The 15722-nt window shown below is 67.1% G+C and carries 14 protein-coding genes; 11 read left to right on the top strand and 3 right to left on the bottom strand.

All coding sequences use genetic code 11. The features are described from left to right. Positions 1-221: 221 nt before the first annotated feature. Positions 222-788: a hypothetical protein gene (locus ACPXCG_RS22195; RefSeq protein WP_425794436.1), complete on the top strand. Its 567-nt coding sequence runs from the start codon at positions 222-224 to the stop codon at positions 786-788. On the opposite strand, the gene ACPXCG_RS22190 is transcribed toward ACPXCG_RS22195, so the two are convergent. Further along, positions 728-1594 carry a thioesterase family protein gene (locus ACPXCG_RS22190; RefSeq protein WP_425794435.1) on the bottom strand — a complete coding sequence of 289 codons (867 nt, stop codon included), beginning with the start codon at positions 1592-1594 and terminating at the stop codon, positions 728-730. The two genes, ACPXCG_RS22195 and ACPXCG_RS22190, sit on opposite strands and share 61 nt — an antisense overlap. Positions 1595-1652: 58 nt before the next feature. Beyond that, positions 1653-2543: a RecB family exonuclease gene (locus ACPXCG_RS22185; protein WP_425794433.1), complete on the bottom strand. Its 891-nt coding sequence runs from the start codon at positions 2541-2543 to the stop codon at positions 1653-1655. Between the two features lie 74 nt (positions 2544-2617). On the opposite strand from ACPXCG_RS22185, the gene ACPXCG_RS22180 reads away from it, so the two are divergent. Both ACPXCG_RS22180 and arc read left to right on the top strand, forming a co-directional pair. After that, the gene (locus tag ACPXCG_RS22180) at positions 2618-3463 is read left to right on the top strand and encodes a tRNA (adenine-N1)-methyltransferase (protein WP_425794530.1); all 846 of its coding nucleotides are present in this window, start codon (positions 2618-2620) and stop codon (positions 3461-3463) included. A 291-nt stretch (positions 3464-3754) separates the two neighbouring features. Then, positions 3755-5482, top strand: a complete 1728-nt coding sequence (gene arc, locus ACPXCG_RS22175; protein ID WP_425794529.1) for a proteasome ATPase — start codon at positions 3755-3757, stop codon at positions 5480-5482. Between the two features lie 124 nt (positions 5483-5606). Here arc and glgP read toward each other — a convergent pair whose 3' ends face one another. Further along, positions 5607-8258 (bottom strand): alpha-glucan family phosphorylase, encoded by a 2652-nt coding sequence (gene glgP, locus ACPXCG_RS22170; protein ID WP_425794431.1) that lies wholly within the window; start codon positions 8256-8258, stop codon positions 5607-5609. A gap of 67 nt (positions 8259-8325) precedes the next feature. Between glgP and dop the strand changes: the two genes are divergently transcribed. The 8 genes from dop (at position 8326) to tatA (ending at position 15694) form a co-directional block, all read left to right on the top strand. Further along, a complete protein-coding gene (gene dop, locus ACPXCG_RS22165) occupies positions 8326-9831 on the top strand; it encodes a depupylase/deamidase Dop (RefSeq protein WP_425794429.1) in 1506 nt (501 codons plus the stop codon). Between the two features lie 141 nt (positions 9832-9972). Beyond that, on the top strand, positions 9973-10164 hold the full coding sequence (locus ACPXCG_RS22160; RefSeq protein ID WP_161059114.1) for a ubiquitin-like protein Pup: 192 nt from the start codon (positions 9973-9975) through the stop codon (positions 10162-10164). Further along, positions 10161-11048, top strand: a complete 888-nt coding sequence (prcB, locus tag ACPXCG_RS22155) for a proteasome subunit beta (protein WP_425794427.1) — start codon at positions 10161-10163, stop codon at positions 11046-11048. Before ACPXCG_RS22160 ends, prcB begins: the two co-directional genes overlap by 4 nt. Then, positions 11045-11872: a proteasome subunit alpha gene (gene prcA, locus ACPXCG_RS22150; protein ID WP_425794426.1), complete on the top strand. Its 828-nt coding sequence runs from the start codon at positions 11045-11047 to the stop codon at positions 11870-11872. The genes prcB and prcA overlap by 4 nt, the downstream gene beginning before the upstream one ends. A gap of 96 nt (positions 11873-11968) precedes the next feature. Next, entirely contained in the window at positions 11969-13327 is a 1359-nt protein-coding gene (gene pafA / locus ACPXCG_RS22145) for a Pup--protein ligase (protein WP_425794424.1), read from the top strand. 16 nt (positions 13328-13343) lie between these two features. Continuing rightward, the gene (locus ACPXCG_RS22140; RefSeq protein ID WP_425794422.1) at positions 13344-14336 is read left to right on the top strand and encodes a helix-turn-helix transcriptional regulator; all 993 of its coding nucleotides are present in this window, start codon (positions 13344-13346) and stop codon (positions 14334-14336) included. Then, positions 14333-15310, top strand: a complete 978-nt coding sequence (locus tag ACPXCG_RS22135) for a helix-turn-helix transcriptional regulator (protein WP_425794528.1) — start codon at positions 14333-14335, stop codon at positions 15308-15310. Before ACPXCG_RS22140 ends, ACPXCG_RS22135 begins: the two co-directional genes overlap by 4 nt. An 81-nt stretch (positions 15311-15391) precedes the next feature. After that, a complete protein-coding gene (gene tatA, locus ACPXCG_RS22130; protein ID WP_425794421.1) occupies positions 15392-15694 on the top strand; it encodes a Sec-independent protein translocase subunit TatA in 303 nt (100 codons plus the stop codon). Positions 15695-15722 lie beyond the last annotated feature (28 nt).

Genomic DNA, 15722 nt, shown 5'->3' with positions numbered 1-15722 from the left:
ATCGCGCGATCCCACTCGGTCTCACGTGGGATCCCGCTCTCGAATCTCTGAACCTCCCACCAGCGCATCGTTCCATCGTCTCAGCCGATCCGAATGGCGACCAAGCACCCTTGGGTGGAGAGCGACCTCCACCCGATCTCCATCTCCACGCCGATGTCTCGACTCGCGGCCGCGAGTTCACTGACATCAGCAGACAAACACACTTCCCGAAAGGTACGACGATGTCGGAACTCGCTCAGGCCGCACTCATCAGCGGCGGAATCTTTTTCGTGGTGACGGCCCGCGGTTACGGTCGCCGCACCTTCGACCGCCGCACGCTGGTGCTGCCGTTGGTGATGGTGGCAATCTTCGGTTGGACGTATCTGAAGAATGCGCCGATCGACAGTGTCAACGACTGGGCGGTCTATGGGGTCGCGGTGGCGATCGGCCTCCTCTTCGGTGGCATGGCAACACTGGTCACACGCATCGAGACCGATGAGCGCACGGGCACGACGATGACCGTCACCGGACCCGCTTTCGTCGCGGTCTGGCTGCTCGCGGTGTTGATTCGCCTTGCCTTCGTGTGGGCTGTCACCGATAACCCGAGCGCACGGATGCACTTCGGCGAGTTCATGATCGGACATCACCTGGAGATGGCGACCATCGCCCCGTTCTTTCTGCTGTGGGCGCTGACCATGGTGCTCTCGCGGATGGTGGCACTCAAGGTCAGAGAGCGCGTGATGATTGCTCAGCGACGCGAGAGCAACACCGTCTGCGCCGACCGGCCGACGAATCCGGTGATGTCGTAGAGGTCACCGAAAGTCGCTCCGAAACCCTCCGGGCCCTGGACCATGTCGGCGTCGATGCCCACCCAGGGCCCGCGCGGGATCCGGGTGAGATGCACTGTGGTGTCGGTGTTCATCCACGTCCACTCGTCGGTACGCAGACGCGTACCCATGCCGTTCGCGATGTCGATGACGCTGAAGATGGACTCGAGATCGGAGATCTCCTCACCGCCGACGAGCGGAATCGCCGGCCGGATCCACACCGCCGGGGTGTCGCCGGTACGGCCCGCAATGGTTGCCGATTCGATCGATCCAATGAAACCTGTTGTGCCCCAATCGACTCCGAGGTCCTCGTTCCCCGTGACGCCCGCGACCGGCGTCAGTTCGGCAGGTAGCGGTGTGAGTGGGGCGGGCTCCTCGACGATCGCCGAGGTGTCGGCCGTCCGCAACCGCCAGCCGACAGACCGCGCGGCGAGCCGGAACGAGCCGTCGGCCTGCTGCACTTCCAGGTCCGTGCCCACCAGGCTGATCTGCCGTCCCGGACGGATCACCTGGGCGCGGATGCGGTTCACCCCAAATCCGATCGGACCCAGGATCTCGGTGGTCACCCGCGTGAACCGCTGACCCGGGTCGGGGTCACACCGCAGCAGCGACCGCATCATCAGACCCGACGGCGGTCCGCCGTGCTGCATCGTCGACGCCCACACACTCTGCGTCGCCTCGGTGGGCTGAAAGTACTCGTGGCCCGAGTCGGTCGAGATGCCCGACGGCCCCGTTTCTGGGGTCTCCATGTCCGGGCGGTCGATCGGCACGTAGTAACAGCTCTCCACACGGCAACCGTATGCCAACCGTCATAGTGGGCGGCCAAAGGGGTCGGCCGTCCGGCGATCAGGGGGTGAATCCGGGCGGCGGGCCCGGGTACGGCGGCACCTCGCCGCCGAACTCGGGACAACGCGCCTTGTGCTCACACATGTTGCACAGGCGCGAGCGGCGCGGACGGAAGTCGCCACTGGCGACCGCCGACCGGATCGCCGACCAGATCGCTTTCAGGGTGCGCGCGAACCGTTCGAGCTCGGCCCGGTCGGGTTCGTAGACGAGCTGCTGACCGTCCGACAAGTACATCAACTGGAGCCGCTTGGGCACCACGCCGCGAATACGCAGGATCGCAAGCGCATAGAATTTCATCTGGAAGAGCGCTTTGGCCTCGTAGGCCTCGCTGGGTGATCTCCCCGTCTTGTAGTCGACGACCCGAATCTCTCCTGTCGGTGCGATGTCGATCCGATCGATGAATCCCCGCATCAACACGTCGTCGACGTCGATCTCGACGTGCTCTTCGCAGGATTCGGCCTCGAAAGCGGTCGGGTTCTCCATCGTGTAGTACGTCGCGATGAGTTTCTGGGCCTCCGCCACGAACCGCCCACTCTGGCTCTCGTCGACCACGTCGGACAACTGTGGATCGGCCTCGCACATCGCCGCCCAGGCGCCCTCGACGAGCAGGTCGGCGGAGTCCTGGGTACGCAGCTCCGCCGGCATGTCGAAGAGATTCTCCAGCGCGGCGTGCACCACCGTCCCCCGCGTCTGCGCCTGCGTCGGGGTCTCCGGGAACCGGTCGATCGCCCGGTAACGGTAGAGCAGCGGACACTGTTTGAAGTCGGCTGCGCGCGAAGGGGACAGCGCCAGCGGGCGCCCGACCAGTCCCCGCGGCGGCGGCTCGCTCTCGGAGGGACCCGCGGCCTCCGCGGACCCGGGACCGGGCCCGGCTTCGGTTGTCGTACTCACAACTGGCAGGGTAGGTCGCGACAGTGACAGGTTCGGGGAACGACACCCTGACCAGCCGGAAGGACCTCAATCCGATGCCGACATCCGGCCCGTTCGCCGTGGGTGACCGCGTACAGCTCACCGACGCCAAGGGACGCAAGTTCACCGTGAACCTCGAGGACGGGAAGCTCTTCCACACCCACCGTGGCGCGATCGCCCACGACGACCTGATCGGCTCCCCGGAGGGAAGCATCGTGTCGGCGACGAGCGGGACACAGTATCTGGCGCTCCGGCCGCTGTTGGTGGACTACGTGCTGTCGATGCCGCGGGGTGCGCAGGTCATCTATCCGAAGGACGCGGCGCAGATCGTCACCGAGGGCGACATCTTTCCCGGCGCCCGGGTACTGGAGGCGGGGGCCGGCTCCGGTGCACTGACCTGTTCGCTGCTCCGTGCCGTCGGGCCCGAGGGCTCGGTCACCTCCTACGAGGTGCGGGACGATCACGCCGAACATGCCGTCCGCAACGTCGAGACGTTCTTCGCCGGCAGGCCTCCGAACTGGGATCTCGTCATCGATGATCTCGCACATCTGGACACGTCCGGACTGTCCGCCGGCGGCCGTTTCGACCGCATCGTGCTCGACATGCTGGCCCCTTGGGAGCCCCTCGAGGTGGTCCGGGACGCGATCACGCCTGGTGGCGTGCTGATCGTTTATGTGGCAACGGTCACGCAGTTGTCGCGCGTCATGGAAGCGATGCGCGAACAGGAGTGCTGGACCGAGCCCCGCGCCTGGGAGTCCCTGGTGAGGGACTGGAGTGCCGTCGGTCTCGCGGTACGTCCGGAACACAAAATGCAAGGCCATACGGCCTTTCTGATCACGACGCGACGACTTGCGGACGGTGTCACCACCCTTCGCCCGCAGCGTCGGCCGTCGAAAGGGTGAGAGTGTTGCATTCGTCGCGGGTCCAAGGGGTTTACCGCGCGAAACGTCGCGAATACGTTGCGAATACGTAGATTTAACAGACCGTCAACACCGTGAATCGCGCGGCGCACGGCGTTTTCCGGCCCACACCGGTAGCGTGGTGTTACGGCGCAGACGCTCCATGAGAGAAGTGTTTGCCGGGGAGAGGAGTCAGCAATGACCGAATCTGACCGCCAGGGCGCCAGCGGCGCCGACCGCCTCGGGTCCTCGGGTGCGCACGACGACGGATCCGACCGCGACGATTCCGCACAGATGCCCGGAGAGAGTTTCATCCCCGCGTATGCGTCTCCCGTCGCGCGTCCGGACTCGCAGCGCTCATCATTCGCACGGCCGGCCGACTCCACGGACCTGCAAGAACGAGTCGACAACCTGACTGCGCGTAACGCGAAGCTGCTCGACACCCTCAAAGAGGCCCGCCAGCAGCTCGTCGCCCTCCGCGAGGAGGTCGACCGGCTCGGACAGCCCCCGAGTGGCTATGGTGTGCTGCTCGACATCCACCCCGACAGCACCGTGGACGTCTTCACCTCCGGTCGCAAGATGCGGCTCACGTGTTCGCCGAACATCGACGTGGAGTCGCTCAGCAAGGGGCAGACCCTGCGGCTGAACGAGGCGCTGACCATCGTCGAGGCGTGTGAGTTCGACTCCGTCGGTGAGATCAGCACGCTGCGGGAGATCCTCGGGGACGGAAGCCGTGCGCTCGTCGTCGGCCATGCCGACGAGGAACGCGTCGTCTGGCTGGCCGAGCCACTGATGGGCGAGGTCGACGGCGAGGACGGCAAACGCCGAAAGCTCCGCCCCGGCGACTCGCTGCTCATCGACACCAAGGCCGGCTTCGCCTTCGAACGGGTACCCAAGGCCGAGGTGGAGGATCTGGTCCTCGAGGAGGTCCCCGACGTCGGCTACGAGGACATCGGCGGACTCGGTCGCCAGATCGAGCAGATCCGCGACGCGGTCGAGCTCCCGTTCCTGCACAAGGACTTGTTCCGCGACTACGCACTGCGCCCACCCAAGGGCGTGCTGCTCTACGGCCCGCCCGGATGCGGCAAGACGCTGATCGCGAAGGCGGTCGCCAACTCGCTGGCCAAGAAGATCGCACAGGTGCGTGGCGACGACGCGAAAGAGGCGAAGTCGTACTTCCTCAACATCAAGGGCCCCGAGCTGCTGAACAAGTTCGTGGGCGAGACCGAGCGTCACATTCGGCTGATCTTCCAGCGGGCCCGCGAGAAGGCGTCCGAGGGCACCCCGGTGATCGTCTTCTTCGACGAGATGGATTCGATCTTCCGGACCCGTGGCTCCGGCGTCTCGTCGGACGTGGAGACGACCGTCGTGCCGCAACTGCTCAGTGAGATCGACGGCGTCGAGGGCCTCGAGAACGTCATCGTGATCGGCGCCTCGAACCGCGAGGACATGATCGATCCCGCGATCCTGCGACCGGGCCGTCTCGACGTGAAGATCAAGATCGAGCGCCCCGACGCCGAGTCTGCGATGGACATCTTCTCGAAGTACCTGACCGAGCAGCTGCCGGTGCACGCCGACGATCTCAACGAGTTCGGTGGCGACCGGACCGCATGCCTCAATGCCATGATCGAGCGGGTCGTGGAGCGGATGTACGCCGAGAGCGACGACAACCGGTTCCTGGAGGTGACCTACGCCAACGGCGACAAGGAGATCATGTACTTCAAGGACTTCAACTCCGGTGCCATGATCCAGAACGTCGTCGACCGGTCCAAGAAGTACGCGATCAAGTCGCAGCTCGACACGGGCCAGCCCGGTCTTCGGGTGCAGCACCTGTTCGACTCGATCCTCGACGAGTTCGCCGAGAACGAGGACCTGCCGAACACGACCAATCCGGACGACTGGGCGCGGATCTCGGGCAAGAAGGGCGAGCGGATCGTCTACATCCGCACGCTGGTCACCGGCAAGAGCGCGGGCGCGAGCCGTGCGATCGACACCGAGACCAACACCGGCCAATACCTGTAGCCCGGATTCCCGGCCGGTCGGTTCCGAGGGCGATCGATTCCGAGGGCGATCGATTCCGAGGGCGATCGATTCCGACAGTGGAGGGTCCCACGCGAACGCGTGGGACCCTCCACTGTGTGCGGTGTCAGGCCTGTGCGCCGGAGTCCCGGCGGGTCCCGGCCAACGCCGGTCCCGCGTCGGCGGCCGTCCCGACGGGGTAGCGCACCAGACCGAGCTCGGCGTCGTCGGAGAGTTGCGGGTGCCGGGGCAGGACCCGCGCGGTGTATCCGTGGCGACCGGACCGGTCGGGTGACACGGTCGCCACGAACAGCGTGCGGCCGGACGGATCGGTAGCGGCCGTCGGGGACATCTCGGCGAAGACCGGATCGATGATCTCGCCCTCGTCGGTCACGCGGCCAACCAGGGCCTGGACGCGCACCCGGTCGGCCGTCAGCTCACCCAGAGCGACGTGGGCGGTGAGAGTCAGGCTCACCCGCTGCGGGCTGTCCTCGGCGAGGGAGTCGCCGGAGCCCGATTCGTCGATGCCGGCGATCTGCACCGCGGGCCAGCTCCGATCGAGCAGGTGCCGGTATGCGGCGAGATCGTGTGCCGGTGCGAACTCGTCGGCACAGATGGAGGCGAACTGTGTGGCGGCCGGCCCGTAGAGGGCGGTGGTGTAGTCACGCACCATCCGCGACGCCTGCACGTTCGGCCCGAGGCGGTTCAGCGTGTGCCGGACCATCTCCACCCAGCGCTCGGGCACACCCGCGGCCGACCGGCGGTAGAACATCGGGATCACGGTCTCCTCGAGGAGCGAATAGAGCGCCTCCGCCTCGAGATCGTCCCGGCGATGCTCGTCGGTGACCCCCTCCGCGGACGGGATGGCCCACCCGTTCTCGCCGTCGGCCATCTCGTCCCACCAACCGTCGAGGATGGACAGGTTGAGTCCGCCGTTCATGGCGGACTTCATCCCGGACGTCCCGCAGGCCTCCATCGGGCGAACGGGGTTGTTGAGCCAGACGTCACAGCCGGCGTAGATCTCGCGCGCCATCGAGATGTCGTAGTCGGGCAGGAAGACGATCCGGTCCCGGAGTTCGGGGTCGTCGGTGAATCGGACCACCTGCTGGATGAGTGCCTTGCCGCCGTCGTCGGCGGGATGGGCCTTACCCGCGATGACCAGTTGCACCGGGCGATCCGGATCGGCGAGGATGCGTCGCATCCGCTCGGGATCGCGCAGCATCAGAGTGAGTCGTTTGTAGGTGGCCGCGCGGCGGGCGAAGCCGATGGTCAGTGCGTCCGGATCGAAGATGTCGGCCGTCCACCCCAGTTCGGCGTCGGTGAACCCCCGGTCACGACCGCTGTCGTGCGCCCGTCGGCGCACCTCGTCGACCAGCCGGGCCCGCAGGGTCGAGCGGATCTCCCAGATCTCGTCGGCGGGCAGCTCCGAGACGACCCCGTCGCCGCCGTCCGCACCCAGTTCCTGCCAGCGCCGAGCCGTCCAGGTGGGACCGTGCACCCCGTTGGTGACGGCTCCGATCGGGACCTCGTCGGCGTCGAAACCCGGCCAGAGATCGGCGAACATCTCACGACTCACCGCACCGTGTAGTTGCGAGACCCCGTTGCTGCGCTGACCGAGCCGAAAACCCATGTGCGCCATGTTGAAGACACCGGGATCGGCCTCGTCGCCGAGGTCGAGCACGGTGGCCGCCGACAGCCCGGGCACCAACCGCGAGTTCCCGGCGTCGTCGGCGTCGAGGTAGTAGCGCACCATGTCGAGCGGGAATCTGTCGATGCCGGCCGGGACCGGGGTGTGGGTGGTGAAGATGTTGGACGCCCGCACGACAGCCTCGGCGGTGTCGAAGTCGAGGAAGCCTGACGCTCCCGGCGGCGGATCACTGCACAGTTCACGGATCCGCTCGACGCCGAGGAAGCCCGCGTGTCCCTCGTTCATGTGGAACACCGTCGGGACGGCGTGCCCACTGATCCGGACGTACTCCCGCACTGCGCGTACACCCCCGATGCCGAGCAGGATCTCCTGCTTGATGCGGTGGTCCTGATCGCCGCCGTAGAGCCGGTCGGTGACGTTGCGGAGTTCCTCGTCGTTGGTGGGCAGATCGGAGTCGAGCAGCAGGAGCGGGATCCGTCCGACCGTCGCCACCCACACCTGGGCGTCGAGCGTCCGGCCGCCCGGCATGGAGATCGTCACGACGACCGGACCGTCGTCGTCGGCGAGAATGCTCAGCGGCAGTGAGGTCGGGTCGTTGACCGGATAACGCTCGACCTGCCAGCCGTCGTGGGACAGGCTCTGGTGGAAGTAGCCGGACCGGTAGAAGAGACCGACGCCGATCAGGGGCAGACCGAGGTCGGAGGCGGCCTTCAGGTGGTCGCCGGCGAGAATGCCGAGCCCACCGGAGTAGATGGGTAGCACCTCCGAGATGCCGAACTCCATCGAGAAGTAGGCAATGGCTTGCGGTGCAACGGCTTCCGGCCTGAGGTCGGCGGCGTAGTTGCCGAACCACCGGGGCCGGTCGGTGTAGCGTTCGAGGTCCTCGCGGACGATCGCGAGCCGGTCGAGGAAGGCATGATCCCGGGCCAGCTCGGCGATGCGGTCCGGGTCCGTCTCCGCGAGCAGTCGCAGCGGATCGGCCGTGTCGTGCCAGAGCGTCGGGTCGATCGCGGCGAACAGCTCCTGGGTCGGGGCGTGCCACGCCCATCGGAGATTGTGGGCGAGGTCGGCGAGGTCGGTGAGCTCGGCGGGTAATGGCACCCGAACGGTGAACCGGCGGAAGGCTTTCACCGCGTTGACGCTACCGAGACAGGGGCGAGGGTGCGACCGCAGCACGATGAACATCTACGCTCGTACCATGCAGCGAATCATCGGCACCGAGGTCGAGTACGGGATCTCCGCTCCCGGCGACCCGACCGCGAACCCGATCATGACCTCCACCCAGGCCGTGCTGGCGTATGCCGCGGCCGCGGGTGTACCCCGCGCCAAGCGCACACGCTGGGACTATGAGGTGGAATCTCCCCTGCGCGATGCCCGCGGATTCGACCTCGGACGGGGGGCGGGTCCGGCACCCATCATCGATGCCGACGAGATCGGCGCGGCGAACATGATCCTGACCAACGGCGCCCGCCTCTACGTCGACCACGCCCACCCGGAGTACTCGGCGCCCGAGGTCACCGACCCGATGGACGCGGTCATCTGGGACAAGGCCGGGGAGCGGGTCATGGAGGCGGCCGCCCGGCACGTCGCCAGTGTCCCGGGGGCACCTCGCCTGCAGCTCTACAAGAACAACATCGACGGCAAGGGCGCGTCCTACGGCACCCACGAGAACTACCTGATGAACCGCGAGACCCCGTTCACGGCGGTCATCGCCGGTCTCACCACGTTCTTCGCGTCGAGGCAGGTGATCACCGGGTCGGGTCGGGTCGGCATCGGCCAGTCCGGCGACGAGGCGGGTTACCAGCTATCACAGCGCTCCGACTACATCGAGGTCGAGGTCGGTCTCGAGACCACCCTCAAGCGGGGCATCATCAACACCCGCGACGAGCCCCACGCGGATCCGGAACGCTACCGGCGGCTGCACGTCATAATCGGCGACGCGAACCTGGCCGAGACCGCGACCTACCTCAAGGTCGGTACGACCGCACTGGTCCTCGACCTCATCGAGGCGGGCGTCGACTTCTCCGACATCGAGCTGGCCCGGCCCGTCCAGGCGGTGCACGCCATCAGCCACGACCCGACCCTGGCGGCGACGGTCGCGCTCACCGACGGCCGGGAGCTGACCGGACTCGCGCTCCAGCGGGAGTACCTCGAGCGGTGTATGAAGTTCCACGAGACCGAACGCAGTGACGACACCCGCGCCGCGCACGTCCTGGAGACCTGGGCCGACGTCCTCGACCGGCTCGAGCGTGATCCGATGGAGTGCGCCGACATCCTGGACTGGCCCGCCAAGCTGCGCATCCTCGAGGGATTCCGCCAGCGCGAGGGTCTGGGATGGTCGGCGCCGCGTCTGCAACTGATCGATCTGCAGTACTCGGACGTCCGGCTGGACAAGGGTCTCTACAACCGGCTCGTGGCGCGCGGGTCGATGAAGCGACTCGTCGACGAGAACGACGTGCTGCGGGCGATCAACCAGCCCCCGGAGAACACCCGCGCGTACTTCCGCGGCGAGTGCTTGCGACGCTTCGGTGCGGAGATCGCGGCGGCCAGCTGGGATTCGGTGATCTTCGACCTCGGTGGCGACTCGCTGGTCCGGATACCCACCCTGGAGCCGCTGCGGGGGAGTCGTGCCCATGTCGGGGAGCTCCTGGATTCGGTGAACTCGGCCGCGGAACTCGTCGATCAGCTGACGACGACCACCTGAGGCGACCGCACGGCGGGCGTGTTCGCTTCCGCCCCTGCGGGCGTGCGCACCGGTAGTGTGTGGAGTTACACGATGTGGAGTCCGGCAACGACCTGCCGGATCTCGGCCCGAGCGGGCCGAATCGGTTGAAGGAGGCAGCAGATGGCGCAGGAACAGACCAAGCGCGGTGGCGGCGACGACGATGACGACATCGGTTCGGACGGCGGTGCCGGCCAGGAACGCCGCGAGAAGCTTGCCGAGGACACTGACGACCTGCTCGACGAGATCGACGACGTGCTCGAGGAGAACGCCGAAGACTTCGTGCGTGCCTACGTGCAGAAGGGCGGCCAGTGAGCGATCGGTTCGGATCACTGCACCCCTACCAATCCGCGCGGCCCACATCTTCCTCCCCGGCGTTGCTGGGGGCGGACATCTCGTCGTTCACCGAATACGTCCGGGCGCACGCGCCCGAGCAACTTCCGCAGCACCGGGCTGAGCGCATGAGCATCAGCGGCGCGGGAACCGCCGACGAGATCCCGCACGGCACCACGATCGTCGCGGTGGCGTATCCGGGTGGTGTGGTGCTCGCCGGCGATCGACGGTCCACCGCCGGGAATCTCATCGCCAACCGCGACGTGCAGAAGGTCTATATCACGGACGAGTACTCGGCGGCCGGCATCGCCGGTACCGCCGGGATCGCGATCGAGATGGTGCGACTGTTCGCGGTGGAGTTGGAGCACTACGAGAAGATCGAGGGCGTCTCGCTCACTCTCGACGGCAAGGTGAGCCGTCTCGCCTCCATGGTGCGCGGAAACCTCGGCGCCGCCATGCAGGGGCTGGCGGCCATCCCGCTGCTCGTGGGTTACGACATCGATCACGACGATCCGACCGAACGGGGGCGGATCTTTTCCTTCGACGTTGCAGGCGACCGTCACGAGGAGGTCGGCGGCTACCACGCGATCGGATCGGGATCGGTCTTCGCCAAGTCGTCGCTCAAGAAGCTCTACCGCAACGACCTGGATGCCGCGTCGACGCTGTCGATAGCGATCGAGTCGCTCTACGACGCCGCCGACGACGACTCGGCGACCGGTGGTCCCGACCTCATCCGCAAGATCTTTCCGACCGCGGTGATCGTGGCTGCCGACGGGGCGCGCGAGGTCGCGCCGTCGGAGATCGAGGAGGCGGCGCGGGCCATCCTGGACCGGCGGGCCGCCGAGCACGAGGGGGATCCGCGATGACGTTCCCGTATTACGCCAGTGCCGAACAGATCATGCGCGACCGATCGGACTTGGCGCGCAAGGGGATTGCGCGTGGTCGCAGTGTGGTGGCGCTGACTTACGCCGACGGGGTGCTCTTCGTCGCGGAGAACCCGTCGAACACGTTGCGCAAGGTCAGCGAGATCTATGACCGCATCGGATTCGCCGCGGTCGGCAAGTACAACGAGTTCGAGAGCCTCCGCAAGGCCGGCATCCAGCTCGCGGACATGCGCGGCTACAGCTACGACCGTGCCGACGTCGCAGGTCTCTCGCTGGCCAACGCCTACGCCAACACCCTTGGCGCCGTGTTCACCGAACAGGCCAAGCCCTATGAGGTGGAGCTGTGCGTGGCCGAGGTGTCCAAGCCGGGTAAGCCGGGCCCGTCGCAGCTGTATCGCATCAGCTACGACGGTTCCATCTCGGACGAGACCCGGTTCCTGGTGATGGGTGGCGCCAACGACGCGATCACCGCGGCGTTGCGCGACAGCTACGAGTCGGACCTCGACCTCGCGGCGGCCCTCGCGGTCGCCGTGGCGGCCTTGGCGACGCCACCCGAGGCGAGCGGCAACGGATCCGCGTCGTCGTCGACGACGGCCGCCGCGACGTCGGTGCCACCACGGGAGCTGACCGCCAACGATCTCGAGGTGGCGATCCTCGACCAGAACCGTCCCCGCAGGGCGTTCCGGCGACTGACCACCACCGCGTTGACGGACCTGCTCCCCAGCGTCGCTCCCTCCGCCGAGTCATCGGCCGGTGACGGCGACGCGAACGATGCGGCCTCCTCCTCGGGGAACGCGGAATCCTGACTACGCCCGGGCGGTGAGCGGACCGGAACATCCGGTCGGGTCACCGCCCGTCGCGTCGCCGGGTCCGCAGGGTGTTCCGCGGGTAGGGTTGACGATGTGCAGCGTCGAATCATGGGTATCGAGACCGAATTCGGTGTCACATGTACCTTTCACGGTCATCGTCGATTGAGCCCGGACGAGGTGGCCCGCTACCTCTTCCGGCGGGTTGTCTCCTGGGGACGTTCGTCCAACGTCTTCCTGCAGAACGGCGCGCGCCTCTACCTCGACGTGGGATCGCACCCCGAATATGCGACCGCCGAGTGCGACAGCCTGATCCAGTTGATCAATCACGACCGGGCCGGTGAGCTTGTCCTGGAGGATCTCCTGGTCGATGCCGAGCAGCGGTTGGCCGACGAGGGGATCGGCGGCGACATCTACCTGTTCAAGAACAACACCGACTCGGCGGGCAACTCCTACGGCTGCCACGAGAACTACCTGGTGGTGCGGGCCGGCGAGTTCTCCCGGATCTCCGACGTCCTGCTGCCCTTCCTGGTCACCCGGCAGCTGATCTGCGGTGCGGGCAAGGTCCTGCAGACCCCGAAGGCCGCCACCTTCTGCCTCTCGCAGCGAGCCGAGCACATCTGGGAGGGCGTCTCGTCGGCGACCACCCGGTCACGACCGATCATCAACACCCGCGACGAACCGCATGCCGACGCGGAGAAGTACCGACGGCTGCATGTCATCGTCGGGGACTCGAACATGTCCGAGATGACCACGATGCTCAAGGTGGGTTCGGCCGCGCTCGTGCTGGAGATGATCGAGGCCGGTGTCGCGTTCCGCGATTTCGCCCTCGACAACCCGATCCGCGCCATCCGCGAGGTCAGCCACGACCCGAGCGGTCGCCGACCGGTACGCCTGGCCGGCGGCCGGCAGGCCAGTGCCCTGGACATCCAGCGCGAATACCATGCACGGGCCGTCGAGCACATGGCCAACCGCCGCCCGGATCCGGAGATGGACCAGGTGGTCGATCTGTGGGGCCGGATGCTCGACGCCGTCGAGGCCGACGATTTCTCCACGGTTGACACCGAGGTCGACTGGGTGATCAAGCGCAAGCTGTTCGACCGGTACCAGGACCGGTATTCGATGGATCTCTCGGATCCGAAGATCGCACAGCTCGACCTCGCGTTCCACGACATCAAGCGGGGTCGCGGGGTGTTCGACGTGCTCACGCGCAAGGGACTGGTCACCCGGGCCACCACCGACGAGGCGATCGCGAACGCGGTGAACGAACCACCGCAAACCACCCGGGCGAAACTCCGCGGCGACTTCATCTCCGCCGCGCAGAAGGCGGGCCGGGATTTCACCGTCGACTGGGTGCATCTGAAGCTGAACGACCAGGCGCAGCGCACGGTGTTGTGCAAGGACCCGTTCCGCAGCGTCGACGAGCGCGTCGATCGACTCATCGCGTCCATGTGATGCGTAAGCTGTTCCGGTGTCAACCCCGAAAGTCGAACGCCTGCTGAATCTCGTGATCTGCCTGCTGTCGACCAGCCAGTTCGTGACCGCGGAGTACATCCGCCGCAACGTCAAGGGCTACAGCGACGACGGTCAGTCCGTCGAGGCCTTCAACCGGATGTTCGAGCGCGACAAGACCGAGCTGCGCGACCTCGGCATCCCACTGGTGACGGGCCGCGAGCGGTTGTCGGGTGGTGCCGACGGGTACCGGATCAACCGGGACAGCTACGAACTGCCCGACATCGAGCTCGACCGTTCGGAGGCCGCCGTGGTCGCGATGGCCGCGGCGCTGTGGGATGCCCCGGAGATCGCGGCGATCTCACAGACGGCCGTACTCAAGCTCCAGGCCGCAGGCATCGACGTCCGCACCGACGACGAGATCGGCTTCTCCGCCGCACTGTCCGCCCGGTCGGTCGGCTCGGAATCGGCTCTGGCGACGTTGTTGTCGGCGATCGGGGCGTCGCAGGTGGTGACCTTCACCTACCGGTCGGGCGCGGCGTCGACAGCGGCCACCCGAACACTGGAGCCGTGGGGGGTGGTGACCCATCGGGGGCGCTGGTACGTCGTCGGGCACGACCGCGACCGCGCGGCCACCCGCACCTTCCGACTCTCCCGGATCTCGGACGTCACCGCGGTCGGCGACCCGGGTGCCGTCAGCGTCCCGGCCGACACCGATCTGCAGACCATCGTCACGACCGCCGTCGAGTCGGCGGCCGGTTCGGACGGCCGGACCGCGCGGATCTGGGTGGCGGCCGACCGTGCCGCCGGACTACGACGCCTCGCCACCCACGCGGCCGGCCACGACCACGACGGCGAGTCGGGCGACGTCCTGGAGATCGAGATCCGGTCGATGTCCACGCTGGCCCGCATGGCGCTGGGCGCCGGCGCCGACGCAGTGGTGCTGTCGCCTCCCGAATTGCGTGACATGGTGATCGCATCGCTGGACCGACTCACCGGGGCGAGCGCCTGATGGCCCCGCGTCCGGATCGGTTCAGTCGCTTGCTCGCGCTGGTCCCGTATTTCGCCGCCCGACGCGGTATCGCTCTGGATCAGGCCGCCCGCGACCTCGGCATCACTCCCCGGCAGCTGACCAAGGACCTCGAACTCCTCTTCGTGTGTGGCCTGCCCGGACACTTTCCCGACGACCTCATCGACCTGCAGTTCGAACAGGGTTACGTGGAGGTCGGGTTCACGGCCGGGATGAATCGTCCACTGAGCCTCACCAGCACTGAGGCGAGCACCATGCTCGTCGCCCTCCGCGCCCTGCTCGACATGCCCGGTGCGGTCGACCGCGCGGCCGCGCGTCGGGCCATCGCCAAGATCGAGCAGGCCGTCGGGGCTTCGGAGAAGCGCCTGCCGGTCCCGACCGGTGGCGGTGGCGACGAGGGTGACGACACCGACAACCCCACCTACACGACCATCCGCGACGCGGTACGAGCCGCGCGGGCCCTCGAGATCCGCTATTACTCCGCGACCCGGGACAGCGTGACCGAACGCGTCGTCGATCCGATCCGACTTCAGACCATGGACGGCAACACTTACCTCGAGGCCTGGTGCCGCAGCAGCGACGGCGTGCGGTTGTTTCGGTTCGATCGGGTCGAGACCGCGACCATCCTGGACGAACCGGCCACCCCGCCCGCGGAAGCCGTCGCACATCCGCAGTCGGCGATCCTCTCCGACAATCCGGATCTGCCGTCGGCCGAGATCGAGATCGACCCGGACGAGCTCTGGATCCTCGATTACTACCTCGTCGAGCCGCTCGAGCCGGTCGAGAACCGCACGGACCCGCAAGCGCCACTGCGCGCACGCCTCGTCTACGGCTCGGTGGACTGGCTGTCGCGGTTCCTGCTGGGTTTCGGGGGCCGCGTCAGACCTGTCTCGGACCTCGGCATCGCTGATATGGTCGCCTCGACGGCTGCGGCAGCCCGAGCACGCTATCAGTGAGGCCGCAGCGATCGGCCGTGCACTCGGCTGCCCGCCTTTCCTCGGGTAGCATTGGGAACGTCGCGATTCGGAGGTAGAAACATGGGCGCTTTGTCCTGGTGGCACTGGGTGATCGTCTTGCTCGTGGTGGTGATCTTGTTCGGCTCCAAGAAGCTGCCCGACGCCGCCCGCGGTCTGGGCCAGTCGTTGCGGATCTTCAAGAGCGAGGTCAAGGAGATGCAGAACGACGGCAAGGACGCCGACGAGCCGGCCGCGCCGACCACACGCGAGCTTCCTCCAGGCGAAGCTCCCACGAATTCCACGCCCACGAATTCCACGCAGACGAACTCCACGCAGGCGAATCCTGCGCCGAAATCGCCCGATGACGTGAAGAAGTCCGCGTAGGCGCTCGGCGGAACCGAGGCCAGGGCAC

Origin of the sequence: Gordonia sp. DT218 (genome assembly GCF_049847105.1) — a bacterium.
Classification (GTDB): domain Bacteria; phylum Actinomycetota; class Actinomycetes; order Mycobacteriales; family Mycobacteriaceae; genus Gordonia.
Note: the sequence above shows the minus strand (reverse complement) of the source record. Positions and strands in the feature narration are given on the sequence as shown.